Source organism: Candidatus Dormiibacterota bacterium (assembly GCA_035544955.1).
GTDB lineage: Bacteria > Chloroflexota > Dormibacteria > CF-121 > CF-121 > CF-13.
This window is the reverse complement of the sequence record DASZZN010000045.1, coordinates 63,608-88,014: the sequence shown is the minus strand read 5'-3', so window position 1 is coordinate 88,014 and position 24,407 is coordinate 63,608. Positions and strand designations below refer to the sequence as shown.

The 24,407-nt window shown below is 66.8% G+C and carries 28 protein-coding genes and 1 other RNA gene; 13 read left to right on the top strand and 16 right to left on the bottom strand.

Features of this window, described 5'->3' with window-relative positions:
• The first annotated feature begins 69 nt into the window (after positions 1–69).
• From VHK65_16480 to VHK65_16465, 4 genes are read left to right on the top strand one after another with little or no spacing between them, the layout of a single operon-like run.
• Positions 70–471, top strand: coding sequence for a TrkA family potassium uptake protein (locus VHK65_16480; protein ID HVS07744.1), 402 nt, complete (start codon positions 70–72; stop codon positions 469–471).
• Positions 468–2,069, top strand: a complete 1,602-nt coding sequence (locus tag VHK65_16475; protein ID HVS07743.1) for an APC family permease — start codon at positions 468–470, stop codon at positions 2,067–2,069. Before VHK65_16480 ends, VHK65_16475 begins: the two co-directional genes overlap by 4 nt.
• Positions 2,066–2,239 (top strand): hypothetical protein, encoded by a 174-nt coding sequence (locus tag VHK65_16470; protein ID HVS07742.1) that lies wholly within the window; start codon positions 2,066–2,068, stop codon positions 2,237–2,239. Before VHK65_16475 ends, VHK65_16470 begins: the two co-directional genes overlap by 4 nt.
• A complete protein-coding gene (locus tag VHK65_16465) occupies positions 2,236–2,820 on the top strand; it encodes a universal stress protein (GenBank protein ID HVS07741.1) in 585 nt (194 codons plus the stop codon). Before VHK65_16470 ends, VHK65_16465 begins: the two co-directional genes overlap by 4 nt.
• Before the next feature lies 1 nt (position 2,821).
• Here VHK65_16465 and VHK65_16460 read toward each other — a convergent pair whose 3' ends face one another.
• The 3 genes from VHK65_16460 to VHK65_16450 are packed head-to-tail and all read right to left on the bottom strand — an operon-like array spanning position 2,822 to position 4,522.
• A complete protein-coding gene (locus tag VHK65_16460; protein HVS07740.1) occupies positions 2,822–3,568 on the bottom strand; it encodes a type II CAAX endopeptidase family protein in 747 nt (248 codons plus the stop codon).
• Positions 3,569–3,596: 28 nt separating this feature from the next.
• A complete protein-coding gene (locus tag VHK65_16455) occupies positions 3,597–4,010 on the bottom strand; it encodes a response regulator (GenBank protein HVS07739.1) in 414 nt (137 codons plus the stop codon).
• Between the two features lie 41 nt (positions 4,011–4,051).
• Positions 4,052–4,522 (bottom strand): zinc ribbon domain-containing protein, encoded by a 471-nt coding sequence (locus VHK65_16450; GenBank protein HVS07738.1) that lies wholly within the window; start codon positions 4,520–4,522, stop codon positions 4,052–4,054.
• A 15-nt stretch (positions 4,523–4,537) separates the two neighbouring features.
• Here VHK65_16450 and VHK65_16445 point away from each other — a divergent pair, with 15 nt between their 5' ends.
• From VHK65_16445 to VHK65_16430, 4 genes are read left to right on the top strand one after another with little or no spacing between them, the layout of a single operon-like run.
• On the top strand, positions 4,538–5,317 hold the full coding sequence (locus VHK65_16445) for an enoyl-CoA hydratase-related protein (protein HVS07737.1): 780 nt from the start codon (positions 4,538–4,540) through the stop codon (positions 5,315–5,317).
• On the top strand, positions 5,302–6,231 hold the full coding sequence (locus VHK65_16440) for a CoA-transferase (protein ID HVS07736.1): 930 nt from the start codon (positions 5,302–5,304) through the stop codon (positions 6,229–6,231). The genes VHK65_16445 and VHK65_16440 overlap by 16 nt, the downstream gene beginning before the upstream one ends.
• Positions 6,228–6,962: a CoA-transferase gene (locus tag VHK65_16435; GenBank protein ID HVS07735.1), complete on the top strand. Its 735-nt coding sequence runs from the start codon at positions 6,228–6,230 to the stop codon at positions 6,960–6,962. Before VHK65_16440 ends, VHK65_16435 begins: the two co-directional genes overlap by 4 nt.
• Before the next feature lie 12 nt (positions 6,963–6,974).
• Positions 6,975–8,912: an AMP-binding protein gene (locus VHK65_16430; GenBank protein ID HVS07734.1), complete on the top strand. Its 1,938-nt coding sequence runs from the start codon at positions 6,975–6,977 to the stop codon at positions 8,910–8,912.
• Here VHK65_16430 and VHK65_16425 read toward each other — a convergent pair.
• On the bottom strand, positions 8,909–10,027 hold the full coding sequence (locus tag VHK65_16425; GenBank protein ID HVS07733.1) for an alkaline phosphatase family protein: 1,119 nt from the start codon (positions 10,025–10,027) through the stop codon (positions 8,909–8,911). The genes VHK65_16430 and VHK65_16425 overlap by 4 nt on opposite strands.
• A 111-nt stretch (positions 10,028–10,138) precedes the next feature.
• Here VHK65_16425 and VHK65_16420 point away from each other — a divergent pair, with 111 nt between their 5' ends.
• The 4 genes from VHK65_16420 to VHK65_16405 are packed head-to-tail and all read left to right on the top strand — an operon-like array spanning position 10,139 to position 12,807.
• On the top strand, positions 10,139–10,333 hold the full coding sequence (locus VHK65_16420) for a hypothetical protein (protein HVS07732.1): 195 nt from the start codon (positions 10,139–10,141) through the stop codon (positions 10,331–10,333).
• A gap of 39 nt (positions 10,334–10,372) precedes the next feature.
• Complete coding sequence (locus tag VHK65_16415; GenBank protein HVS07731.1) at positions 10,373–11,341, top strand: tetratricopeptide repeat protein; 969 nt, start codon at positions 10,373–10,375, stop codon at positions 11,339–11,341.
• Positions 11,338–12,204 (top strand): hypothetical protein, encoded by an 867-nt coding sequence (locus tag VHK65_16410; GenBank protein HVS07730.1) that lies wholly within the window; start codon positions 11,338–11,340, stop codon positions 12,202–12,204. Before VHK65_16415 ends, VHK65_16410 begins: the two co-directional genes overlap by 4 nt.
• Positions 12,205–12,246: 42 nt before the next feature.
• Positions 12,247–12,807, top strand: coding sequence for a hypothetical protein (locus tag VHK65_16405; protein ID HVS07729.1), 561 nt, complete (start codon positions 12,247–12,249; stop codon positions 12,805–12,807).
• A gap of 31 nt (positions 12,808–12,838) precedes the next feature.
• Here the strand turns inward: VHK65_16405 and ssrA are convergent.
• Positions 12,839–13,207, bottom strand: a transfer-messenger RNA (tmRNA) gene (gene ssrA, locus VHK65_16400).
• Positions 13,208–13,354: 147 nt separating this feature from the next.
• Between ssrA and VHK65_16395 the strand changes: the two genes are divergently transcribed.
• Positions 13,355–13,528, top strand: coding sequence for a Flp family type IVb pilin (locus tag VHK65_16395; GenBank protein ID HVS07728.1), 174 nt, complete (start codon positions 13,355–13,357; stop codon positions 13,526–13,528).
• Here the strand turns inward: VHK65_16395 and smpB are convergent.
• The 11 genes from smpB to VHK65_16340 are packed head-to-tail and all read right to left on the bottom strand — an operon-like array spanning position 13,525 to position 24,406.
• Entirely contained in the window at positions 13,525–13,995 is a 471-nt protein-coding gene (gene smpB / locus VHK65_16390; GenBank protein HVS07727.1) for an SsrA-binding protein SmpB, read from the bottom strand. The two genes, VHK65_16395 and smpB, sit on opposite strands and share 4 nt — an antisense overlap.
• Entirely contained in the window at positions 13,995–14,858 is an 864-nt protein-coding gene (gene fmt / locus VHK65_16385) for a methionyl-tRNA formyltransferase (GenBank protein HVS07726.1), read from the bottom strand. The genes smpB and fmt overlap by 1 nt, the downstream gene beginning before the upstream one ends.
• Positions 14,859–14,874: 16 nt before the next feature.
• Positions 14,875–15,378, bottom strand: coding sequence for a peptide deformylase (gene def / locus VHK65_16380; protein HVS07725.1), 504 nt, complete (start codon positions 15,376–15,378; stop codon positions 14,875–14,877).
• 11 nt (positions 15,379–15,389) lie between these two features.
• Positions 15,390–17,414: a primosomal protein N' gene (priA, locus tag VHK65_16375; GenBank protein HVS07724.1), complete on the bottom strand. Its 2,025-nt coding sequence runs from the start codon at positions 17,412–17,414 to the stop codon at positions 15,390–15,392.
• A complete protein-coding gene (gene coaBC, locus VHK65_16370) occupies positions 17,389–18,591 on the bottom strand; it encodes a bifunctional phosphopantothenoylcysteine decarboxylase/phosphopantothenate--cysteine ligase CoaBC (protein HVS07723.1) in 1,203 nt (400 codons plus the stop codon). The genes priA and coaBC overlap by 26 nt, the downstream gene beginning before the upstream one ends.
• Positions 18,588–19,175, bottom strand: coding sequence for a guanylate kinase (gmk, locus tag VHK65_16365; GenBank protein ID HVS07722.1), 588 nt, complete (start codon positions 19,173–19,175; stop codon positions 18,588–18,590). Before gmk ends, coaBC begins: the two co-directional genes overlap by 4 nt.
• 4 nt (positions 19,176–19,179) lie before the next feature.
• Positions 19,180–20,103 (bottom strand): RluA family pseudouridine synthase, encoded by a 924-nt coding sequence (locus VHK65_16360; GenBank protein HVS07721.1) that lies wholly within the window; start codon positions 20,101–20,103, stop codon positions 19,180–19,182.
• On the bottom strand, positions 20,100–20,546 hold the full coding sequence (gene lspA / locus VHK65_16355; GenBank protein ID HVS07720.1) for a signal peptidase II: 447 nt from the start codon (positions 20,544–20,546) through the stop codon (positions 20,100–20,102). The genes VHK65_16360 and lspA overlap by 4 nt, the downstream gene beginning before the upstream one ends.
• 23 nt (positions 20,547–20,569) lie before the next feature.
• Positions 20,570–23,440 (bottom strand): isoleucine--tRNA ligase, encoded by a 2,871-nt coding sequence (gene ileS / locus VHK65_16350; GenBank protein ID HVS07719.1) that lies wholly within the window; start codon positions 23,438–23,440, stop codon positions 20,570–20,572.
• A 25-nt stretch (positions 23,441–23,465) separates the two neighbouring features.
• Positions 23,466–23,720, bottom strand: a complete 255-nt coding sequence (locus VHK65_16345) for a YggT family protein (GenBank protein ID HVS07718.1) — start codon at positions 23,718–23,720, stop codon at positions 23,466–23,468.
• Positions 23,721–23,728: 8 nt separating this feature from the next.
• Positions 23,729–24,406, bottom strand: coding sequence for a YggS family pyridoxal phosphate-dependent enzyme (locus VHK65_16340; protein HVS07717.1), 678 nt, complete (start codon positions 24,404–24,406; stop codon positions 23,729–23,731).
• Between the last annotated feature and the right edge of the window lies 1 nt (position 24,407).

Sequence of the window (24,407 nt, the reverse complement as noted above, 5' to 3'; positions counted from 1 at the left end):
CTGGGCGGTATATACCCTCGCCTATTGGGCACTAAACGATACGATCCCTAGACTATTCTTCAGGCTTACATGCGTACGGTGATCGTGGGCTGCGGGCGGGTTGGCTCCAGCCTGGCCCGGCAGCTGAGTCAAGAGGGTGACGACGTTACTGTCGTGGACTCCAGTGAGGCAGCCTTCAACCGGCTGGGCGAGGATTTTGCCGGCGAGATGGTCTTTGGCTCGGCGGTCGATGAGGACATCCTCCGGCGCGCCGGGACCGACCGGGCCGAAGCGTTCGTGGCCGTTACCAACGCCGATACCACCAACATCATGGCCGCCCAGCTGGCGCAGCACGAGTTCGGTGTCAAGAAGGTGATCTGCCGCATCTACGACCCGGCTCGGGCTGACCTCTACGCCGAGCTGGGGATCGAGACCATCTGCCCGACGACGGTTGGCGCGGAAAAGGTCAAGCGCTTCTTCGAGAAGGGGTGAGCGCCCCGGAGCAGACGCCCGCGGGCGCCATCGGCAGCAGTGAACTTCGCCGCGACGTCAGCGTCTGGGGCTCCTACATGTGGGGCTATGCGGACGTGGGCGCCGACATCTATGTGGCGCTTGGCATCGTCGCCCTCGCGGCGCTCGGCTTCACGCCGCTTGCGTTCCTCGCCGCCGGGCTGGTCTATGCGATGGTCGGCCTCTGTTATGCGGAGCTCGCCTCCGCCTACCCGGTGGCCGGGGGCGGCCAGTACTTCGCGTTGCGCGGACTCGGCGATCTCTGGGGATTCGTGGCGGGGTCGGCCCTTCTGCTCGACTACACGATCGACATCGCCCTCTTCACCGTTATCTCGTTCGGATACTTCAACTATTTTCTGCCCTTCGCCAAGACGCTCGCGATCCAGGTCGGCCCGAGTCACGTCTACTGGTTCTGGCTCCTGGAAACGGTGCTCGGCATCCTGCTGTTGATCTGGATGAACGTACGCGGCATCAAGGTCTCCTCGACGTTCAACAACTTCCTCGGGGTCGTGGCGATCATTGGCCAGGCGATCATCGTCATCGCCGGATTCAGCCTTGTCTGGGACCCGAACCTGGTGGTCGCGAATTTCACCCACTACCCGGCGACGCTCGGCGATTTCGCCCTCGGCTCGTCGCTCGCCATCATCTCCTTCGTCGGGCTCGAGTCCATTTCGCAGGTGGCCCAGGAGACCCGGCGGCCGGCGACCATCATTCCCAGAACCTCGATCGGGCTGATCCTCTCAGTCCTCCTCTTCGCGCTCGCCTTCTCGGTGCTGGCGGCGGGCATGTTGCCGCTCGGACCCGGGCCGCACAACGGCTTCTTCGGCCACAGCGGCGACCCGGTGGCGCTGATCGCCGGCCGCATCCCCGTGATCGGCATCGTCGCCGCCCCGCTGACGGCGCTGATCGGTGGCGTCATCGTCTTCATCTCCGCGAACTCCGGGGTGGTGAGCGCTTCGCGGCTCACCTACTCGATGAGCCTGTTCAAGCTGGTGCCGCGCTGGTTCAACAAGGTCAGCAAGCGCTTCGCGACGCCCACGCGGACCATCGTGGTCTTCAGCGGGGTCGCGATCGTGCAGACGCTGGTCGCGTTCTTTACGCCGGGCGGGTCCGGCGCAACCGATAACGCGGCCATCGAGCTGCTCACCGACCTCTACGCCTTTGGGGCGACCACTGGCTACCTGATCGTCTTCGTTTCCCTGATTACGCTGCGGTTCAAGGATCCCTACACGCCGCGGCCCTACCGGATGCCGCTCAACATCCCCATCAAGGTTCGAGGTCGCGTCGTCTCCTTCCCGGTGCTCGGCGTCCTCGGCATGATCGGCGTGGCCATCACCCTCTTTGAGGTGGTCCTGACCCACCCGCTGGGCCGCATCGCTGGCCCCCTCTGGGTCCTGATCGCCGCATCCCTGTACTTCGCCTACCGCAAGCACCAGGGGTTGCCGGCCTTCGGCAACGTCCAGCGCAACTGGGAAGACGCCCAGAAGCGCGTCCTTCGGGAAGCCGAAGAATTCGAATCCCTGGAGGAGTATGAAGCGGTGCTCGCCGAGCGCGACGCCGCTACGAACGCGAAGTCATGACGCCGTATCGCTTCACTCGGATCGTCGGCTTCATCTCCCTCGTGATCGGCGTGCTCATCCTGGCGCGTGACGTGATCGAGGTGCACTCGGTGCCCTATGGCATCGCCGGCGTCGGCCTGCTGGCCTTCGGTGCCTGGCGCCTGCAAGCGGCCGACCGGCTGCGCCCTTGAACCTCGTCCTCAGCCCGCTCGGGATCACCCTGGCGGTCGCCTTCACGGTCGGGCTGGCCGGGACGCTCGGCTGGATGCTGCGCGTGCCACCGCCGGCCCCCCGAGGCGCAACCAGCAGCGTGCGGTCGGTCGAGGCCATTCGCAAAGTCTTGGTGCCGATCCTCGACCTCGGCGCCTCGGTTCGTGCCGTGGAGCTTGCAGCCCGGCTCAACCAGGGACACAAGGCGGAGATGGTGATCGTCTACGTGCACGAGATCCCGCTCCAGGCGCCGCTGGTCATGCCGGAGAAGGACGCGCGCATTCAGCGTGCCCTCGACGCGGCCGCCTTCATCGCTACGCAGCATGCCATCACGCCCCGCACCAAGGTCAACGTCGCCCGCCAGGCCGGCCACCGAATCGTCGAGATCGCGCGGGAGGAAAGCGCCGACCTGATCGTGATGGGCATCAGCCACCAGAACCGGCCGAATGAGAGCCCGCTCGGACGGATCGCCGAGCACGTCGTCCGCAACGCCCATTGCGAGGTTGTCGTCGACCGGGTCCCGCGTCAGAAGGTTTCCCTGATCCCCACCGAGCTCAACTGACTTAGCGGATCGCCTGGTAATAGACGGCGGCGGTCGCGATCGCGTTGCTCGCGGCGTGCAACAGAATGTTGTTGGTCAGCCAGCCGGTCCTGACGTAGACCACGGCCAGCACGATGCCCATGTACGTGAAGGTTGGCAAGAGGGCGGCACTCACCGCGGGGCTGGCATGCGCGAGGCCGAATGCCATCGCACTGAGGAGCACCGCCGCCCACAGCGGGACTCGGGTCCGCAGCAGCCGAAAGAGCATGCCGCGGAAGAACACCTCCTCGCAGATGGGAGCGGCGACGGCCGTGACCAGCAGCGCGAGGAGCAGCAGCCCGACCCCGCCGGGGCGCTGCACGAAGATCAGTCGGCTGTTGCTGGGTACCACTCGGCCGCCATTGAAGATGAGCGCCGACACGGTGGAAACGAAGATGATGCCCAGGTACCAGGGGATCAGCAGGAAGATCGTCGCGATGACGTCAGGCAGCGTCGGCCAGCGCAACCCGAGGAACGCCAGGGGTGTCGGTAGTCGCCGGAGCGCAACGGCGATCCCCGCGCCGAAGGCAAGATAGATGGCGAGCGTGGCGCTGAGCGAGATCGTCTCCAGGTTGGCGCGGTAGAAAGCACGATTGCTGCGAGCGAGGCCCACCAGCAGGGCGAATACGAGGATGATGCCGAGCAGCGTGAAGGCGATCACCGGAAGGAGGTCCAGCCAGCGCAGCCGGTTCGCCGCGTGAGGTGGTGCGGCCGGGGCCAGCCCTTCCATCGACCTCATTATCGGCAGGCTGTGGAGTTCAGCCGGCGAGGCGGTGGCTGACGCGATCGCCGTAGGGTAGGCCCAACGTGGCACGGATCTCCAGGCTCAGCCGCGAAAGGACGACCTTGGACTTCAGAAAGTAGCGCTGCACATTGGGGGCGGTGTGCCACCAGAGGTTGTCCTCCGGCGTGATGTTGCTCACGATCCAGATCGGGATCGCGCCGGAGACCGAATCATCGGCCCAGCGCTCGATCAGCTCACGGCCGTCGAGGTCCGGCAACGTGAGATCGACCAGGATCAGGGCCGGGACGCGGTTGCGCACGAAGGTATCCGCTTCCTGACCGGTGCGCGCGTGCTCAAGGGGGATGCCATCGCGGCGAAGGTGCTTCAGATAAAGGTCGGCGAGATCCTGATCGTCGTCGATGAGGAGTACCCTTCGCTCCCTCGTCACACCAGCGACGATAGGAGAGCAAGCTTGCGGGGGGCGTTGCGTCAGTTTGCTGAGCGCGTGTTCCCGGGTTGCGACTCAGGCGGCGGGCGCATACGGTTCTTTGCGGTGCGGTAGGCATCGTAGGCGCAGAAGGCCCACAGCCCGAGTCCACCGAGGTCCAGTGGAATCCCTAGCGGGGCGGCCACCACCGTCAGGTCGAGCTCCGTGCCGATCACGATCGGACCGACGATGGCGGCAAAGAAGGCCAGCCCTTTGACCGGTGCCCCCGCGTACCAGTGACCGAGGCCGGGAATGAGCGACAATCGCGCGGCCCGACCTGGGTTCACGGCGCGGTTCTTTTTGAATCGGTCGGTTCCATCGATGATCTCGCCCTGGACCGGCTGAACCTTGAGCTGGGCGCCGCAGTAGGGACAGAACGCCGCCTCGGCGGCCACCGATCGTTCGCAACGCGGACACCTCTGCATGGATCCCAGCGTACTAAGTTTTTTCCCCGGCGGGGGGATTGCCCGCATGTAGCATTACCGACGGTGCCGGCACCCGAGTCGCCATCGGTTCCAGTCAGGGTCGGGGTACAGGATGGAATCGCTCGCATCACCCTGGATCGCCCACCGCTGAATGTGCTGGACATCGACACCCTACGCCAGCTCAATGACGCGCTGCGGCAGTGTGATCGACCCTCGATCCGCGTCGTCCTAATTGCCAGTGCCCTGCCACGAGCGTTTTCCGCCGGGGTCGACGTGGCGGACCACGCCGCGGGCCGCCTGGACGCCATGTTGACGGAGGTGCGGGAGAATGCCCGACTGCTCCTCAACCTCGGGCCGGTCACGCTCGCCGCCATCCACGGATTAACGCTCGGCGGCGGTGCGGAGATCGCGCTGCTCTGCGACCTGGTCATCGCGGCCGACGACACGACGTTCGGCTTTCCCGAAATCACGCTGGCCGCCTTTCCGCCGGTGGCGGCCGCCGCCCTGCCGGAGCGAGGCCCGGGGCCCCGGGCCATGTGCCTGCTCCTCGGCGAATTGGTCGACGCCAACGCGGCCCACGACCTCGGTCTGGTAAGCCAGGTGGTGCCGGCCAACCGGCTGATGGAGACCGCCGATCGGCGAGCCCGTGACGTTGCCGCCTTGAGCACTGTCGCGCTCCGCGCACTCACGGCGGCGACACGGCGGCAGCGAGCTGCAACGGTGCTGCAACGCCTCGATGCCGCGATCGAAATTTATCGGACGGCAGTGGCACCGTCGCAGGACGCCCAAGAAGGTATTCGCGCCTTCATGGAAAAGCGGGCGCCGCTCTGGAGCCACCGCTGAGCGACAAGCGGCGGTCGCTGCGCGAGGCGATCGCCGAGCAGGTGCATGACGGCGACACGATCGCGCTCGGGCTGGCCCTGGAGTCCGGCATCCCGTTCGCCGCGGTGCACGAGATCATCCGCCAGCAGCGCCGTGATCTGACGCTGGTTGGTCCCATTTCCGACATGGCGTTCGACCAGATGATCGGGGCCGGCACGGTGGCGAAGGTGATCGCGGCATGGGTGGGGAACGTCGCCGGGGGGTCCGGATACGGCTTTCGCCGGGCCTACGAACAGGGGCAACCGCGACGCATCGTCATGGAGGATCACTCCAACTTCACCGTCGGATTGGCACTGAAGGCCGCGGCGATGGGTCTCCCCTTCCTGCCGACCTTCAGCGGCCTGGGCGGCGATATCGTGCGGGGCCATCCCCGCATCCGGCCAGTGGACGATCCCTTCGGCGGCCCCAACCTGCTCGCGGTCGGCGCGCTGCGGCCGGACGTCGCAATTATCCACGTCCAGCGCGCGGACCAACAAGGCAACGCCCACCTGTGGGGAAACCTCGGCCTCACCGTTGAAGCGGCGTACGCCGCACACCGCACGATCGTGATCTGCGAGGAGGTCGTGCCGGAATCGGTGATCCGCAGCGATCCCAACCGCACCGTGATCCCTGGCTTTCTCGTGACCGCCCTCGTCGAGGAGCCGGGTGGCGCGCTCCCCTCGTCGGTGCAGGGCTACTGGCGGCGTGACTTCGCGCCGTTTCTCGCCTATCACCAGCTCTCACGGACCCCCGACGGCTTTCAGTCGTGGTTGCGCGAGTGGGTCCTCGACCTCCCCGACCGGCCGGCGTACCTGCGCCACATGGGTGAGGCAGCGGTCGAGCGTCTTCGGGTCACCGATCGGCGGCTTGCGGCCGAGGCGAACTTCGCGCCATGACGTCGCGCTATACCCGGCGGGAGCTGATGGTGGTCGCGGCGGCGCGCGAAATCCGTGACCACGAGCTCGTCTTCGTCGGCATGCGCCTTCCCCTGCTCGGCTTCGGGCTGGCCAAGGCGACGCACGCCCCGAACGCGGTTGGGTTGTTCGAGAACGGCGTGATTCGCGACCGACCCGCGGAGGCGTTCATCTACACCATGGGCGATCCACCCAACATCGTCGGCGCGGTCGCGTGCCTGGGCCTTGTGGACGTCATGAGCCTGCTGCAGCAAGGGCGCGTCGACGTGGGCTTCATCGGTGGGGCGGAAGTCGATCCGCTTGGCAACCTCAATACCACCCGGACCAGCGGCAGCGGCACGCTGGTCCGCCTTCCCGGCAGTGGCGGGGCCGGCGACATCGCATCGCTGGCGGGGCGGACGGTGTTGATCATGGAGCACGAGCCGCGCCGCTTTCGCGAGCGCGTCGACTACATCACGTCCCCGGGCCACTTCCCCGGCCGGCGCCGCGGCGGTCCCGCCACCCTGATCACCACGCTGGGAGTCTTCGATCTCTCGACAGGCCGCGTTCGAGCCGCCAGCTTGCACCCGGGTGTCACGCCGCAGCAGGTGCGCGAAGCCACCGGCTTCCAGATCGAGATCGCCGACCACATACCCGCCACGGCGACGCCCTCCGCCGACGAGCTGGCCTACATCCGTCATGCGGATCCGGAAGGGTTCTGGACGGGGCGATAGCATGAAGACCGCATGAGCGCGGTCGCCCCGGCGTGGTCACCGACCAGGGAGCAGGTGCAGGCGTGCCGGCTCTGGCGCTTCCTGCAGCAGCACCACATCGCGAGCTATCCCGAGCTCTGCGAACGAGCGGCGCGCGATCCTGACTGGTTCTGGGACGCACTCGTCAAGGAGCTGGGCATCGTGTGGTCGGCGCCCTATCACGCGGTGATGGATACCGCCGCCGGCGCTCCCTTCACGCGCTGGTTTCCTGGGGGTCTCCTCAATGCGTATGACTCCGCCGTCGTTCGCCATCGCCGCTCCGATCCGGAGCGCGTCGCGCTCATTGGCGAGACCGAAGCGGGACAGGTCCGGCAGCTGACCTACGCGCAGCTGGAGGACGCGGTCGAGCAGACCGCCGCCGGGCTGCGCGCCATCGGCGTGGGACGCGGCGTGGCGGTCGGCCTCTATCTCCCGCTGGTGATCGAAAACGCGGTGGCCCTGCTGGCCTGCGCCAAGCTGGGCGCCGTGGCCGTGCCCTTGTTCTCGGGCTTTGGCGGGGAAGCGATCCGGCAGCGGCTAGCCGATGCGGACGCGCGAGTGCTGATTACCGCGGACGGCGCGATACGTCGAGGGCGCCCGGTCGCCATGAAGCCCATCGCGGACCAAGCGGCGGCCGGCCTGCCGCAGCTGCAGCGGCTCGTGGTTGTTCGCTGCGCTGGCATGGATGTCCCCATGCAGAATGGTCGCGACCTCGCCTGGGAAGACCTGGCCGGGTCGGCGCCGGTCCCGACCGAGGCGATGCGCCCCGATGAGCCCTTGCTCCTGCTCTATACGTCGGGCACGACCGGACGGCCCAAGGGCACGGTGCATGGCCACGCCGGCTTGCCGATCAAAGCCGCGCAGGATTGGGCGTTCGGTATGGACGTCCGGCCGGCCGAGCGGGTCATGTGGGTGACCGACATGGGCTGGGTGATGGGGCCGCTCCTTGTTTTCGGCAGCCTGATGCTCGGGGGCGCCGCCGTCTTCTACGACGGGGCACCCGACTACCCGGAACCGCGCCGTGTGTGGGCGGTGGCGGAACGCCACGGGGTCACCCACCTTGGAATCTCTCCGACGCTGACCCGGGTGCTGATGGCGTCGGGCGCCCAGGCCCTGCCGGCGCAGCCCCTCACCCGGCTTCGGGTGCTGGCCTCGACCGGCGAACCCTGGACCCCCGAAGCCTGGAACTGGCTCTTCGAGGTCGTCGGCCGCGGCGAGGTGCCGATCATGAACTACTCTGGGGGGACGGAGTGCGGTGGTGGCCTGGTCAGCGGAAACTTCCTGACGCCCGCGAAAGCCGGCAGCTTCGCCGGCCCCATTCCCGGCATCGACGCCGCGGTCTTCAACGAGCAGGGCCAACCCGTACGCGGCGAGGTCGGCGAGCTCGTGATCCGCCAGCCTTACCTCGGGATGACGCTCGGATTGTGGAAGGATCCCCAGCGTTACCTGGAAACGTACTGGTCGCGCTGGCCCAACGTCTGGGTGCATGGTGACTGGGCGATGATCGATGAGGACGGGCTCTGGTACATCCTGGGTCGCTCCGACGACACGATCAAGGTCGCGGGCAAGCGGGTGGGCCCGGCCGAGGTGGAGGCCGCGGCTCTCGACGGCACCAACGCGATCGAGGCGGCCGCCGTCGGGATTCCAGACCCGCTCAAGGGCCAGTCAGTGGTGGTCTTCGTGGTGCCGCGCCCGAATGCCGAACCGGGGCCCATCCCCGCGGCGGTGTCGCGTGGCATCGAACGCTCGTTGGGCAAGCCCTTCAAGCCGGCAGCGGTTCACGTGCTGGCGCGCCTGCCCAAGACCCGCAACGGCAAGATTCTCCGCCGGGTGATCCGCAACGTCTTCCTCGGTGACCCACCGGGGGACCTGTCGGGGATCGACGACATGGCCACGCTTGACCCGATTCGCGCGCTCGGGCGCAAGACCTAGCGGAAGTACTCGCGCAGGGGGACGTTGCTCGACCAACCGGCCGCGCCGAGATGGGCGAGACTGAAGCCATCCTCAATCGTCCGCAGCAGGCTGTAATGATTCTCCGCAATTTTCGAATGGAAGCCGCTGATCGACTTCGGCGAGATGACCAGCGTGGCGACATGTCCGCCCCAGGCATCACCACAGCAACCCGCGTTGCTCGACCCTTCGTCCCAGGTGATGAAGAGGACGCCGCCGTTGCGGAACGCCGCCGATCCGGTGATCGTTGGAACGACGCTGTGCAACCACGCGTCACCGGTGGAGACCGGGCAGTCGTGGGTGTCGTTGCACATGTTGGGCGTGATCCACACGAAGTTCGGGACCTGGCCGCTGCTCATGTCGACGCCGAACTGCGTGAAGGGCACGACGTGCGCGGCGCAGCGCGCCGCGTTGTTGCGGATGTCGGTGTAGTAGACGAACGGATCATGCTTCATCGCGTAGTTGCCGGACGAGGTCCCCAGGTAGCACGGTGTGGGCATATCGTCCATGTACGCCTTCCAGGAGCGACCGCTCGCTTCCACCTGGTCGGCGATGTTGGTCGCGCTCACATAGCAGGTGGTGCAGTCGCTCGCGACCCCAAAGGTGCTGCCGGCGGTAAGAGCAAAGTAATTGGGCAGGCTGGGATGGGAGGCCCCGTAGTAGTTGGTGGCCAGGCCGTACGTGGCAGCCAGGCTGTTGATGTAGGGCGCCTCTGCGCTGCCGATCACGGCACCGTACTCATGGTTCTCCATGACGATGACAAAGACGTGTGAGAAGGCCGGAACCGCGGCCGGCGGGACCGCGGCCGGCGGGACCGCGGCCGTGGTTGGGGCTGGCGTGTTCGGGGCCGCCGCCTGTGTGGCGGTGGGAGTGGGCGTGGGACTAGGGGTGGGTGTGGGCGTGGGCGTCGCCTGGGCGACCGGGCTGGCACTATCGGCGGCATGGTCGTCGCCGGCCCGGCCGGAGCCGGTCGCCGACGGGGAGGTCGCGCTCGTGGATTTGGCCGGCGTGTGCCCCAGCACCATCGCGGTCGGGACGGCGATCACCGCGGCCGCGCCGATGCCGATGAGGGCCGTTCGCGTGCCGAGGAATCTCATGACCCGATTGACGCGATCGGGTTCCCCCTCTTGCGGATTGCACGTTGCGTGACACAACGTGCAGGTGAATCTATTTGCCCACTCCACACGTTGTATACGGGTAGGAGAGCCATGATGAAACCGCTCAATGCCGAACTGGCCGCCCGAGCCTGGGAATTCGCCCAGGGCTTGGACCTCGAGGAATATCGCCGGCTCCAAAATGAGGTTCGCAGCACCTGGCCGGCCACCGCAAAACTCAACGGTCTGGACTTCGACCGGGCCTTCCTCGCGTTCATCGCGGAGCGCTGGCTCGACAAAGCCGCGTAAGTTCGCGCCAGGTACGTCGTTACTCGCGCAGGCCCGGACATGTCCATCAACGATGGCCTGGCGCTCATCCGCCGGCATGACTTCGAAGGCGCGCTGCCGCTACTGGCTGCCGAAGTGCGCAAGCGTCCCGATGACGCCTACGCCGCCTATTACCTCGCCTACGCCTTCGTCGGCGCGCAGGACCCGCAGCCGGCGGTGACCCTGCTCTCGAAGATCATCGAGGTCCATCCGGATTTCACCGACGCCCACACCCTGCTCGGCCTGGCCCGGATCCGGACGTCTGACTTCGCCGGTGCCGCCACGGAGTATGAGGCGGTGCTCGGACGCGAGCCGAAGAATGCCGCCGCCCTACTCGGTCTGGGGATGATCGCCTACTGGAAGCGCGAGACCGCGATGGCGGAGGACTACCTCGATCGGGCGTTGCGCGGTGATCCGGCGGCGCGCGATGCCCTGGTCTTCAAGGCCGACCTGCGTTACGCGGCGGGGGACATCACCGGCGCCGTCATGCTCCTGCGCGACGCGAAACGGCTGCGCAAGCCCTCATTGCCTGAAGTCGCCGATGCCGAGATCGCCGACCGCCTGCTTCGCTACGAAGCGGCGCTACAGCCGCTCCGCAAAGCGCGCGGCGGCCTGCCCGACATGCCGGGCTGGGTGTTGTGCGTGGTCGGCGTCACCCTGGCGCTCACCTTCCTGGCCGCGGCCGGCCTGCCCGGCGCCTGGAACGGGCTGCGCCATTACCAGGACGGCAAGGCGCGGCTGGTGACCCTGGATTATTCGGGCTGCGCCAGCGAGATGGAAATGGCGGTTGAAGCCGCACCGACGTCGCCCAAGGCCTGGGCGTACGAAGCCTACTGCTACATGCTCGACAAGGACACCAAGGCCGGGCTCTCCGCCTGGTACACAGCTCGCAGCTACGATCCCGCGATTACGCTCGATACCAATGCGGACCAGCAGGTACTGCTCAGCAGGATCAAGCAGGCCACCGCGAAGCCAGTGACCCCGAAATGAGCGGCGCCCTCGACCCGATTCAAGAAGACCTGCCGCTGGACCTGACACCATCACCGGCGAAAGTCCCCACGCCACCGCCATCGGCGGGGCCGCCCGCTGGCGAGCTTCCGCCGTCGCTCTTTGAGCAGATCCTCACGCGCGTGCGCGCCTTACCCTGGGCCCGCTGGCGCGCCCAGGCCGCACCAGTCATTCGCACCGGGGCCGAGCAGCTCGGGACGGCCGCGAAAGCCGCCGTGACGCGGAGCAGCACGGTGGCTCGGGTGGCGGTAAAGCGCGGGACACCGTATACCCTCCAGCTCGCCAAAGCGACGGCCCGCATCAGCCTGATCCGCGCCTTCCCGCTGCTGGTCGCCCGCACCATCCACTTGTTCGGCTTCCCGGCAGTCGTGATGCGAACCTCCATCCAGTTCACCATTGCCCACCGCGCTGGCCTGGCGATCGACGAGGTCGTGTACTTTCGCGTCGACGATCCTGCGGGGTACACCGTGTATGAGGCGCCACCGCAACTGGGCACGGCGATCGCGATCACCTATGTGCCGACCCTGGTGCTCGCCATCCTCTCCGTGCTCTGCCTCGCTCCCGCGCTCACCCCCCGGGCAGTCCTTCATTTGCCGATGACGTGGGTCACCTGGGTGCAGCTTTGGCTCGGACTGTCGTTCGCGGCCCACATGCTGCCCTCCTATGAAGAGGCTGGTCCGGTGGCGGAACAGGCGCGGGTCGGTGTTGCCAAGGCCGATCCCATCTCGGTCTTCTGGGTGATTCCCGCCCAGGTCGTCGCCCTCCTGACCCGGCTGGGTGGCATCATGCCCGCGGTCGTCGGTGTGGCCGCCTGCTGGTGGCTGGCCAGCGCGATCTTCCGCTAAACGCGGCGTTCTCGGCCCCAGCCGTTCCTGTACGCTTCCCCGGTGGCCAGCGCCCACTTCCGGGGGGTACTGTTCAGCCTGCTTGCAGCGATCGTCGTCTCGGGATGCAGCGGCGAAGCGAGTTCACCTCCTCCCCTGCAAGCGACCGCGCCGTCTTCGGTTGGCTGCAAGAGCGGCGAGGCCTACCAGCACACCACGCTTGCCTACCACCTCTGCTTCCCGAGCGGATGGATCTCCCGCGACTACACGGCCGAGCCCGGGGCTGGCGGTGCGGTCAGCGTGGTGGCATTCGGGCCGCCGGCCGCGGTGCCGTCCCACGTGCCGGCGTCAGGTTCCTTCATGCCTCCGATCGAGGTCCGCGTTGTCGGTGGACCGAAGGGTCAGGTGGAGACCAGTCTCGCCCAGGGCAACCAGCTGAGCCAGACCACGATCGCCGGCGTCTCCGCCGACAAGATCGTGGTCACCACCTCCGGCCCGGCCAGTGGCGCGGTGATCATCGTCTTCGACCACCAGGCAAATACCTACGAGATCGAGGAAGCTCCCAACGGCAACGACGCCGCGTTCAAGTTGGTGCTGGACAGCTTCTCCTTTCCGGCGAGCTAATTGCGGAAAAGCGACCGGCGCTCCGGCCGGCTGGTGGAGGCGGCGAGAATCGAACTCGCGTCCGAAGCAGCGTCCCGCAAGACATCTACGAGCGTACTCCCGGTTTTGCATCTCACCTGGCCGGCTCCCCTGGGAGCGGATCCGGTCAAGCCAGTCGCGGTGTTGAGTCCCCCCGACGGCCGCGACGCCCGCCGGGAGCGAGTCAGCGGAGTTTACGCCGGACGCCGCTCCTGCTGACCGAGAGCGGGCCGGCGCCGGGGATAAATCCCCGGATGACTTTCGCTACTTACGCAGCGTAAGCCAGTTCGCGATTGGCGTTTATAGCCTTGCCGCTTTTACGTGCTCGGCGACACGGCCCGCCATCTTGCAGACCACTACCCCGTCGAGACCTGGCGCCCCCGCCAGCCTGTCGGAGCAACTTCAATTCTACCCCCTCGTTTCGGCCTAAAAACCCCTACGGCCTTCTCCGTAGCACGATGCGCCGCCTGGACGGAGCGGGCACTAGGCCGTAAGTCGGCTCATTAGGCGCCGGACTCAGGCTAATCGCATGACGACGCTTTGGCGTGTTCCCAAGACGGCTGACGAGAAGGCGGGTCAGTCGCTCGTGGAGTACTCGCTGATCCTCTGCCTCGTCGTCGTCGTGCTCATCGTCATCATGATGATCATGGGCAACCAGGTCCTGAACCTCTACTGCAACATCTCCGGCGGCGTGGGCGCCTAGGCTCGGGTCCGCACGGCGCGGTCCATCTCGCGTTTCGCATCTCGTGCCGAAATCGCCTCCCGCTTGTCGTAAAGCCGCTTGCCCTTGGCCAGGCCGATTTCGACCTTGACGCGGTTTCCCTTCCAGTAGAGGCGCAGGGGCACGAGGGTCAGCCCCTTCTGCTTGACCGTGATGCCCAGGCGGATGATCTCGGCACGGTGGAGCAGCAGCTTGCGCTCCCGCTTCGCCTCGTGGTTGCTGCTGTGCCCGCGCTCGTAGGGACTGATGTGCACGTTGACCAGGAACGACTCGCCTTCCCCGATGCGGACATAGCCCTCGCGCAGGTTCGCCCCGCCCTCGCGCAGCGACTTGATCTCGGTGCCGAGCAACTGGATCCCGGCCTCGACCGATTCCAGGATGAAGTAGTTGTGATAGGCGGCGCGGTTGCTGGCGATCGTCGGGTCGGCGTCGCGCTTCTTCTTCCCCACTAGCGCCGCCCCCGCGCCCAAGCGACCGCCGACATCCGACGCCCACCCGCCGGCTGGACCTCATCGAGAACGTATCGTCCGTCGGTCGTGGGAACCTCGATACCGTCCCGCGCGACGCCATCGAGATGGCCGCGGATCACCTTCACCTCGGTGCCCTTGAGCGTGATCCAGCAGCCCAGCCGCTCGCTCAAGGCGCGCACGCGCCGGTCGATTTCCTCGGCGGACATGGTCGCAGGGTCAAGCTTGCCATCCTCCGACCGCAGACGCGGGGCATGCGTCGCCCCCTCCGCGGGCTGCGCTACCGGCATGATGCGCCCGTGGGCGAGACCGTCGAGGGTCTGCACCATGAGCCGCGCACCGAGATTGGCCAGCTCGCCTTCGAGCGGGCCCGCCGTCGCCTCTGGCGCGAGCGGCAGCCGGGCCTGCGCCAGGATCGGCCCGGTGTCGACGCCGGCATCCATCTGCATGATGGTGACGCCGGTCTCGTGATCGCCGCTGAGAATGGACCATTCGATTGGCGCCGGGCCACGATGGCGCGGTAACAACGAGGCATGGACGTTGAGCGTCCCCAGGCGCGCCGCGTTGAGCAGGCTGGCCGGAAGGATTTGCCCGTAGGCCACCACGACCATGACATCCGCGGCCAGATCTCGAATCCGGGCCTGCGCGGCCTCGTCCCTGATGCGCTCGGGCTGAAAGACCTCGAGACCGACTTCCTGGGCGAGCTGTTTGATGCCCGACGGCATGACCTGGAGTCCGCGCCCCGCGACCCGGTCGGGTTGCGTCACCACCAAGGTGATCTCGTGACCGGCCTCTCGCAGCGCGGTCAAGGTCGGCTGGCCGAAGGTGGCTGTCCCGGCGAACACGATGCGCAACGCAGCGTCAGGCGCCGACGAGTTCCGCTTCCTTCTCCTGCTCTTCGGGTTCCACTTTGCGCAGCGTATCCAGGCTCGTCAGCCGGTCGGTGAAGAGGATGCCGTCGAGGTGGTCGATCTCGTGCTGGATCGCGCGGGCGAGCAGCGCATCGCCCTTGATCTTCACCGGCTTGCCCTGGCGGTTGAGCCCGCGCGCCACCACCTGCATGTAGCGTTTGACCTCGCCGACGTAGCCCGGTACCGAGAGACAGCCTTCGAGGCCGATCTGCTCGCCCTCCCACTTCACCATCTCGGGGTTGACGAGCGTGTGCAGGTTGGTGTCGGTCTTGATCACGACGACCCGGAGCCCGACACCGACCTGGGGCGCTGCCAGCCCGACACCGGGGGCGGCGACCATGGTATCCACCATGTCGTCGATCAGCTGGCGGATGCTGCTGTCGACACGCGCCACCCGCTTCGCCTTCTGGCGAAGGATCGGCGCTTCCTGGGTCAGGATCGGAAGGACGGCCATTGCTTTCTCACTTACATCGGGTCGACGTCGAGGACCCAGCCCCGGCCGCGCGGTAAGCCGTCCGCCACCCGGTGCAGGTCGCTCCCCTTGAGGGTCACCTCGAAGCGGAACTCGTCCTTGAGGCGGTAGACAAACGCGGGAGACGGTCCGAGGACCTCGATGTCGCCCAAATTGAGCAGCGCGATTGTAGCAGACAAATGTTCGCCAGCCGCCTTCGCCTCTCGCTCCGCGCGGGCCTCGTCTCGGTGTCCATAGGTCGCCACGATCAGCTCGGCATACGGAGGGAATCGATACTGCGCCCGGATTGCACGCTCCTCACGAAAGAAGCCGCGGTAATCGTGGTAGCGGGCGTGGCGGATCGCGGGATGATCGGGCGTGTAGGTCTGGATGAACACCTGTGACGCCGCGCTGCCACGACCGGCTCTGCCCGCCACCTGGGTCAGCAGGCTGAAGGTCCGCTCCGACGAACGGTAGTCGGGAAAATGCAGGCTGGTATCGGCGTTGACGACCCCGACGGTGGTCACGTTCGGCAGGTCCAGCCCCTTCGCCACGAGCTGGGTGCCCACCAGCACGTCCGCCCCACCCGAGCGCATCTGGTCGAAAACGAGGTCGGCCGCGTCCGGCGTCTTCATCACATCCCGGTCGAGCCGGATCACGCGCGCACTGGGAAACAGCGCGCGGACCTCTTGCTCGATACGTTCCGTGCCCACGCCGAAGCTCTTGATGTAGCGGCTGCCGCAGGCGGGGCAGCGTCTCGGGAGCGGTTCGGTGCTGCCGCAATAGTGGCACTGGAGGCGGCCCAGCGAGGCGTGATAGACGAGCGCCACGCTGCAATGCGGACATTCGCGCGCCTGGCCGCAATCGCGGCAGAGGACGAACGTCGCCAGTCCGCGCCGGTTCAGGAAGAGGATCGATTGCTCCCGTCGGTCGAGCGAGGCAACCATCGCCGCCTGCAGCTCCCTGCTCAGCGGGCTGAAGTGTTGCGCGCCGATCTCCCCTCGCATGTCGACCACGGTCACGGGGGGCAGGGGCCGTCCCTGGGCACGATGGGGGAGCTCCAGGAGATGCTCACGGCCCGCAAGCGCGTCGGCGTAGGTCACCACACTGGGCGTGGCGCTGCCCAGGACCAGCACGGACCGGGTCCGATCAGCCAGCCAGCGCGCCACCGTGGGCGCGTGGTAGCGGGGGATGCGGTCCTGCTTGAAGGCGGACGATTCCTCTTCGTCGATCGCGATCAGGCGAAGCCGTGGCAGCGGCGCGAAGACGGCGGCGCGCGGCCCGATGACGATGTCGGCCTCACCACGCCGGATCCGCCACCACTCGGCGGCCCGCTCCGCCTCGGTCAGGGCGCTGTGCAGCACGGCCAGCCGGCCTGGGAAGCGCGCGGCAAAGCGCCCCACGGTCTGCGGCGTGAGCGCGATCTCGGGCACCAGCACCAGCCCCTGCCCTCCGCTGGCCAGCACCTGGTCGAGCAGGGCCAGGTAGACCTCGGTCTTGCCGCTGCCCGTGACGCCGTGCAGCAGGAATACCTCCGACTCCTGGCGGGCGAGGGCGATCGCGATCCGCGCCCGAGCCGCTTCCTGCGCCGGTTCGAGCACGACGGTTGCAGGCACGCTGACTTCGGCGGCCTGGCGCAGGATGCGACTCTGCCGGCGACGCTTCACTGTCCTGCGGACGACGGCGCGGACCCGAGGCGGCACGATGGCCCGGATCACCTCATCGAGCGGCACCAGGTAATGGGCGGCGACGAAGCCGGCCAGCTCCACCAGCGGCGACGGGAGCACCGGTTCGGCATCGAGCAACGCCTCGATCGGTTTGAGCGTAAGGACCGTTGGTCCCCGATCGAGTGCGTAGACGAAACCGGTCACCGTGCGCTTCCCGAAGGGGACTCGGACCCGGTGTCCGACCTCGATCAGCCCGATCAGCGCCTCGGGGACGGCGTAATCGAAGAGCCCGGTCTGACTCCCGACGCGCGCCTCGACAGCAACTTGCGCGATCGGGCGCAGCGCCTCAGGCGCCGCGGTTCCGACCGGCATCGATCGCATCCCAGATGCGCCCGGCCACCTCTGGCTTTGGCAGTCGTGGCACCTCCGCGACGACGCCCGCGGGCGTCACGATGGTGACGGCGTTGAAGTCGCTGGCGAGGCCCTGCCCATCGACGCCGACCTGGTTGGCGACAATCATGTCCAGCTGCTTGGCGCGGAGCTTCTGTTGCGCCTGGGCGCGCAGGTCTTCCGTTTCCGCCGCGAAGCCCACGCGATAGAGCCCAGGACGAGGCCCGAGTGTCTTCAGGATGTCGACGGTCGGTCGCAGTCGCAGCTCCATGGGACGATCGGTGCGCCGCAGCTTCGAGGCGGCGACCTGCTCGGGAACGTAGTCGGCGACCGCCGCCGCCATGACCAGGATGTCGGCATCGGCGCAGGCCTGCTCCAGGGCCTTCAGCATTTCGGTCGCGCTGCCGACCACGACCTCCGCCATCCCTTCGGGGCTGGACGGCACGGTCGTCACCAGGGTCACGTCTGCGCCCCGCGCCGCCGCCACCTCGGCGAGCGCGCGGCCCATCTTTCCGCTGGAGAAATTCCCGACATAGCGCACGGGATCGACCGCTTCCCGAGTGCCACCCGCGCTGACGACCACGCGCAGGCCGTCGAGGGTGCGACGCCCCGCCAGCACCGCCTCGATGACGGCGACGATCCGCTCAGCTGACGCTAACCGCCCCACCCCGGGCTGGCCCGAGGCCAGGCGCCCGCTCGCCGGCTCGACGATGACCGCGCGTCGCGCCCGTAGCGCGTTCAGATGATCCTGGGTTGGCTGCTGGGTCAGCATCACGTCGTTCATCGCGGGGGCGATCACCAGCGGGGCGCGACTCGCCAGCACCGTCCCCGATACGATCTCATCGGCGAATCCCAGGGCCAGCTTCGCCATCGTGTTGGCGGTCGCCGGAACGATGGCGATCACGTCGGCCCACGCCGCCAGGCTGATGTGGGTCTCTCCCCCACCCTGCGGCGCGAGCCAATCCGCGGCAACGGGGTTGTAGGAGAGGGCCTCGAGCGTCAGGGGCGTCACGAACCGGGTCGCCTCCGGCGTCATCAGCACCCGAACCTCGGCACCGGCCCCGGTGAGCAGCCGGACGCACTCGATCGCCTTGTAGGCCGCGATGCCGCCGCTGATGCCGAGCGCGACCCGGCGTCCCTTCAGCCCGCTCTCACTCATACCGGCGCCTGGCGGCGGTCGTGCTCGGCCGCGATCATCGCCAGGATCTCTCGCGCGGTCTCGTCGACATCCCGGTTGCAGACCACGTGTTCGTAGTCTTTGGCCAGCCCGAGCTCGATTAGGGCCTCCTTCTGCCGGATCGCGAGCGCCTCCGGTGACTCCGTGTTCCGGCCGGTCAGGCGGCTGAGCAGTTCCTCCGTCGACGGCGGCGTGATAAAGATGAAGAGCCCCTCCGGCATCCGCTTGCGGACGAAGGTCGCGCCCTGCACATCGATCTTGAGGATGATGTCTTCACCGCGGTTGATGGCGGCCTCGACGCGCCGGCGGGAGGTCCCGTAATAGTGGTCATAGACCTTCGCCCATTCCAGGAATTCCTTCTGCTCGATCAGGCGCAGAAATTCCGGCTCGCTGACGAAGGTGTAGCTGTGGCCGTCGACTTCCCCCGGCCGGGGCGGCCGGGTCGTGTATGAGACCGAGTATTTGAGCTCGGGCGCCATCTCGAAAAGGCGCCGCAGGACGGTATCCTTCCCCACTCCGCTTGGTCCGGAGATCACGATCAAAAGCCCGATCTTGGGCTGGGTCATCTGATCACCGCATTTTAGGGTGTGCCAGAGCGCCGCCCAGCGAATTCCACGCCAATGCGAAGTCCTCGGGCGGAGGTGTCTGCCAGGTCATCGACTTGCCCGTCCTGGGATGTTTGAGCGTGAGCGCCTCGGCATGGAGGGCCGGCCGCGCAATCAGCGGTGACCGGCGGCCGTAGACGGGGTCACCGAGAACCGGGTGATGGATATAAGCAAGGTGGACTCGGATCTGATGCGTGCGGCCGGTGCCCAGCGTTACCTCCAGCAGCGAGTGACCACCAGCAACGCCCAGCCGCCGGAATTCGGTGACGGCCTCCCGTCCGTCCCCAATCACCGTCATGCGTTGCCGGTTCTTGGGGTCACGGCCGATGGGCGCGTCGATCCGTGCCGCGGGATCGGCCACTTCTCCCACCACGATCGCGCGGTATTTGCGCGTCATGATCCGCCGCTGCAGCTGGCGAGCCAGCTCGCGGTGGGCTTCGTCATTCCGCGCCACCACCATCAATCCCGAGGTGTCCCGGTCCAGCCGGTGGACGATTCCCGGCCGCTCGGTGCCTCCGATCGTGGACCAGCCCGGCCCGCGGCCGAGCAAGCCGTGCACCAGGGTGCCGGTCGAATGCCCCGGCCCGGGATGCACGACAAGGCCGGCCGGTTTGTCGATGACGACCAGGTCGTCGTCCTCGTAGAGCACCGGAAGATTCATTGCTTCCGGTTGCAGCCGGGTCGGAACCGGCGCCGGTAATTCCCAGCTGAGACGATCGCCCGACCGCAGGCGGCTGCCCGCGCGCGCCGGCCCGTCGTTGAGGCGGACGTGCCCCTCCGCGATCAATCGCTGAACCTGGCTGCGGCTCTGCCCGGCGAGCAGGCCGGCCAGGTACTGGTCGAGTCGGGGGGCGCTGATCGGGACGGTGTGCTGGATCGCCTCGGTCAAGCGCGCTGGGACCGGCGGCTCCGCCAGAGCGTGCCCAGCAGAAGCACCACGACGCCAACGGTAATCGCCGAGTCGGCGACGTTGAAGATCGGGTAGTGCGGCACCTGGATGAAGTCGATAACCGATCCCTTGACGCCCCGATCGTAGGCGTTGGCGATGGCGCCACCGAAGACGAGCGCCAGGCCCAGCCGCGCCGACCAGTCGTCAGCCGGAAGGCGCCAGTAATAGATAAGGATGCCGACCATGACCACGGCCGAGATCAGGAGGAAGCCGGCCGTGAAGTTCTGAAATAGCCCGAAGGCGGCTCCCCGGTTCCGGGTGACGGTCAGGAAAAGGAGATGGTCGACGACCTCGCGCGGACCGTAGGGAACCCCGAACCGCCGTTCGACGAAGATCTTCGTGACGCGGTCGACGATGACGACCACGGCGGCGATCACCGCCAGCAGGCCGTAGCTGCGGACCCGATTCAGCGTGCGGCCACCTTCAGCACACTCAACTGGAGCTCCTCCCCCTCCGCCTTCATCGAATCGGAGCAGGCGCCCTCCGGCGGAGCGCCGCGCTCAACCTGAACCGCCAGCGTCTCGGCCGCGATGTAGTCGCGCCCACGCTCGAGAGCACGAGCCAGCACACCATCGCCCTGGTAGTAGAGGCGGATGCGATCTTCGACCGCGAACCCGCAGCGCTTGCGAAGCTCCTGAATCGTTCGGACGATATCGCGACCCAAGCCCTCAAACCTCAATTCCTCGGTGATCTCGGTATCGAGGATCAGGCCGCCCCCTTGACCCTGGTACTGGGCGCACTTGATGTTGAGTTCTTCGAGCAGGATGGCCTCGAGCCCCGGGTCGAGCGGCCGCTCGGCGATCGTGACGGCGCGCAGCGGCTGGCGCACCTTGATGCCGGCGGTATTCCGTGCGGCGAGCCCGGTCGCGACCAGCCGCCGAACGACGGCCATCTGCTGGCGGAGCTCATCGTCTCGCCAATCGGAGGCGGCCACCGGCCAGTCGCACAGGTGTACGCTCTCGGGTTGGCCCCGCCGGCCGGCCGCAAGGTTCTGATACATGCTCTCGGAGACAAATGGCATGAAGGGGGCCAGCAACTGGGCCACGCTGACCAGCACCTGGTAGAGCGTCTGGTAAGCGCTCCGTTTGTCGGCATCGGACTCCGATTTCCAGAACCGGCGGCGTGAGCGCCGCACGTACCAGGTCGAGAGATCCAGCACGAAGCCCTCCAGACGCCGCGCCGCCGTTGGCGGGTCGTACGCCTCCATTGCCTTGTCGACGTCGGCGATCGTGACCGCCAGCTCCGCGAGCAGCCAGCGGTCGAGGAGCGCCCGCTCGCGCACCGGAACCGCCGCCGCGCCGGGATCAAATCCGTCGAGCCTCGCGTAGTTGGCGAAGAAGCCGTAGGTGTTCCAGAGGATGAGCAGGAAGCGGCGGACGACATCCTGGACCGCAGCCAGGTCGAAGCGATAGTCGTTGCCGATGGCAACCGCCGAGTAGAAGTACCAACGGGTCGCGTCCGCCCCGAACTTGGACATGACCTCCATCGGGTCTACTGAGTTCTTGAGCGACTTGCTCATCTTCCGGCCCTGCTTGTCCAGCACGGTGCCGTTGACGATCACGTTCTTGAATGCCGGCTGCTTGAACAACATGGTCCCGATGGCCAGCAGACTGAAGAACCAGCCGCGCGTCTGGTCGACGCCTTCGGCGATGAAATCGGCCGGGAATCGCTCCTTGAAGAGCTCCTGGTTTTCGAAGGGATAGTGATACTGCGCGACCGGCATCGAGCCCGAGTCGAACCACACATCGATCAAGTCGGTGACCCGGCGCATCACGCCACCGCATTTCTCGCAGGGCAGCGTCACGCGGTCGATATACGGCCGGTGCAGATCGTCCTGCAGCGTCAGGCCGAGCTCGGCCACGGAACCCACGCAGCGCCGTTCGTCGCATTGTTCACAGACCCAGATCGGCAGCGGGGTGCCCCAATAGCGCCAGCGCGACAGTGACCAGTCGACGAGCGTTTCGAGCCAGTTCGCCATCCGTCCCGTGCCCACATAGGGCGGGATCCAGTTGACCAGGTTGTTGTTTCGGATCAACTCATCTTTGACGGCGGTCGTCTTGATGAACCACGAGGTGAGCGCGTAGTACAGCAGCGGCGTTCCGCATCGCCAGCAAAATGGATAGGTGTGCCGGATCGTCTCCGCCCGGTACATCAGGCCGCGATGGGTGAGGTCCTCGATGATCTTTGGGTCGGCCTTCTTGACGAAGAGCCCGGCGAAGGGCTCGACCTCGGACCGGAATCGACCAGCCAGGTCGACCACGTGGCGAACCGGGATGCCTTTCTTCAGGCAGAGCTCGAGGTCGTCGACGCCGTAGGCGGCGGCCGTGTGCACGATCCCGGTCCCGTCCTCGACCGAGACGAAATCCGCGTCGACGACGAAGAAGGCCGGCTTGTCTGGGATCAGGTAGGCGTAGAGCGGCTTGTAGCGCTTCCCGAGCAGGCTTTTTGCGTCGACGTCCGCCTCGACCTGGTACTCGCCCTGGAGGACTGAGAGGCGTGCCCGGGCCAGGATGTACCGCTCGTCGCCCTGCCGGACGCGCACGTACGGGATATCCAGTCCCACGGCAAGCGCGACATTGCCGGGAAGGGTCCAGGGCGTCGTCGTCCAGGCGAGGAAGTATGTCTTGCGCTCATCCTCGAGCTCGAACTTCACGTAGACGGACGGGTCTTCGATGCCGTCCTGATAGCCCAGTGCGAGCTCGTGGCTGGAGAGCGGCGTCTGGTCACGTGGACAATAGGGCACGACCTTGAAGCCCTGGTAGAGGAGTTCTTTGTCCCAGATCTGCTTGAGGATCCACCAGACACTCTCCATGTAGGTGGAGTCGAGCGTCCGGTAGGCCTTGTCGAAATCCACCCAGTAGCCCATCCGCTCCGTCACCTGGGCGAACTGGTCGATGTACTTGAAGACGCTTTCACGGCAGAGCTTGTTGAAGGCCTCGATACCGAACTTCTCGATGTCCTGCTTGCCCGTGAATTTCAGCTGCTTCTCGACCTCGATCTCGACCGGCAGGCCGTGCGTGTCCCATCCGGCCTTGCGCTCGACATAGAAGCCACGCATCGTTTTGTAGCGGGGGAACAGGTCCTTGAGGGCCCGTGCCAGCACGTGATGGATGCCCGGAAGGTTGTTGGCGGTCGGCGGCCCCTCGTAAAAGACGAACGGCGGTTTCCCCTCGCGCTGCTTGATGCTCTTGTGGAAGATATCGCGCTCTTTCCAGAAGGCAAGCACCTCGACTTCCATTTCGACGAAGCCGGCGCGCGTCGAAACTTCCTGGAACATGGACGCCAATTCTAGTGGCTCTGGTTCAGCCGAGGAACTGGCCGACCACATAGAGGACCGCGATCGCGATCATCGGCGAGAAATCCACGCCCAGCCCGGTGGGGATCACGCGCCGCAGCGGCCCGAGGATGGGCTCCGTGACGTCGACCAGGAATCCCATGATGAGCCCGTGATAGTCGCGGATGAACCAGGAGGCCGCGGCCCGCACGACGATGGCAAAGATGCAGAGATAAATGAGGACCTGGGCAAACGTGTGCAGGAAATTGATGGCGTTCTGCACTGCGGGATTCAACGCGGTCCGAAGAGCGCGCGGCCCAATCGTAGCATGGTCGCGCCTTCCTCCACGGCGATCGCGTAGTCGTCCGTCATCCCCATCGACAGCACGGGCAGCACTACGCCGAGCTGCTGACTCATCGTGTCGCGCAGCGAGCGCAACTGCCGGAAGACCGGCCGGATCGCTTCCGGATCGGGGACCATGGGTGCCACCGTCATCAACCCACGGAGACGCAAATGCTGGGCCCCGCTCACGGCGTGCACCACCGCTCCCAGGTCCGCCGGCAGCACTCCCGTCTTTTGTGGCTCTTCCGCCACATTGACCTCGACCAGCACATCGAGTGGTGACTGGATGCGGCGGTCGAGCGCCTCCACCAGGCCGACCGCGTCCAGGGATTGGACCATGCGGAAGCGACCGTCGATGAACTTCACCTTGTTCGTTTGCAGGTGCCCGATCAAGTGCCAGTCGACATTGGCGGGTCCGATCTCCTCGATCTTCGGCAGCGCCTCCTGGACCCGGTTCTCACCGAGGATGCGGAGCCCGTGGGCCAGGGCCTCACGGATGCGTTCCACCGGAAAGGTCTTGGTGACCGCCACCAGCACGACCTCCGTGGGATCACGGCCGGCCCGCTCAGCGCTGCGGGCGATCGTCTCGCGGACCGCCTCGAGGTTTTCGCCGATCGAACCGGGCATC

What these genes read in the sequence shown, in the direction of transcription:
- def (HVS07725.1), bottom strand. Translation starts at nt 15,378, where the DNA reads ATGGCCGTCCTTCCGATCCTGACCCAGGAAGCGCCGATCCTTCGCCAG.
- VHK65_16420 (HVS07732.1), top strand. Translation starts at nt 10,139, where the DNA reads ATGATGAAACCGCTCAATGCCGAACTGGCCGCCCGAGCCTGGGAATTC.
- priA (HVS07724.1), bottom strand. Translation starts at nt 17,414, where the DNA reads ATGCCGGTCGGAACCGCGGCGCCTGAGGCGCTGCGCCCGATCGCGCAA.
- VHK65_16460 (HVS07740.1), bottom strand. Translation starts at nt 3,568, where the DNA reads ATGGAAGGGCTGGCCCCGGCCGCACCACCTCACGCGGCGAACCGGCTG.
- ileS (HVS07719.1), bottom strand. Translation starts at nt 23,440, where the DNA reads ATGTTCCAGGAAGTTTCGACGCGCGCCGGCTTCGTCGAAATGGAAGTC.
- VHK65_16435 (HVS07735.1), top strand. Translation starts at nt 6,228, where the DNA reads ATGACGTCGCGCTATACCCGGCGGGAGCTGATGGTGGTCGCGGCGGCG.
- VHK65_16415 (HVS07731.1), top strand. Translation starts at nt 10,373, where the DNA reads ATGTCCATCAACGATGGCCTGGCGCTCATCCGCCGGCATGACTTCGAA.
- VHK65_16480 (HVS07744.1), top strand. Translation starts at nt 70, where the DNA reads ATGCGTACGGTGATCGTGGGCTGCGGGCGGGTTGGCTCCAGCCTGGCC.
- VHK65_16410 (HVS07730.1), top strand. Translation starts at nt 11,338, where the DNA reads ATGAGCGGCGCCCTCGACCCGATTCAAGAAGACCTGCCGCTGGACCTG.
- VHK65_16425 (HVS07733.1), bottom strand. Translation starts at nt 10,027, where the DNA reads ATGAGATTCCTCGGCACGCGAACGGCCCTCATCGGCATCGGCGCGGCC.
- VHK65_16395 (HVS07728.1), top strand. Translation starts at nt 13,355, where the DNA reads ATGACGACGCTTTGGCGTGTTCCCAAGACGGCTGACGAGAAGGCGGGT.
- VHK65_16470 (HVS07742.1), top strand. Translation starts at nt 2,066, where the DNA reads ATGACGCCGTATCGCTTCACTCGGATCGTCGGCTTCATCTCCCTCGTG.
- VHK65_16340 (HVS07717.1), bottom strand. Translation starts at nt 24,406, where the DNA reads ATGCCCGGTTCGATCGGCGAAAACCTCGAGGCGGTCCGCGAGACGATC.
- VHK65_16450 (HVS07738.1), bottom strand. Translation starts at nt 4,522, where the DNA reads ATGCGGGCAATCCCCCCGCCGGGGAAAAAACTTAGTACGCTGGGATCC.
- VHK65_16430 (HVS07734.1), top strand. Translation starts at nt 6,975, where the DNA reads ATGAGCGCGGTCGCCCCGGCGTGGTCACCGACCAGGGAGCAGGTGCAG.
- coaBC (HVS07723.1), bottom strand. Translation starts at nt 18,591, where the DNA reads ATGAGTGAGAGCGGGCTGAAGGGACGCCGGGTCGCGCTCGGCATCAGC.
- gmk (HVS07722.1), bottom strand. Translation starts at nt 19,175, where the DNA reads ATGACCCAGCCCAAGATCGGGCTTTTGATCGTGATCTCCGGACCAAGC.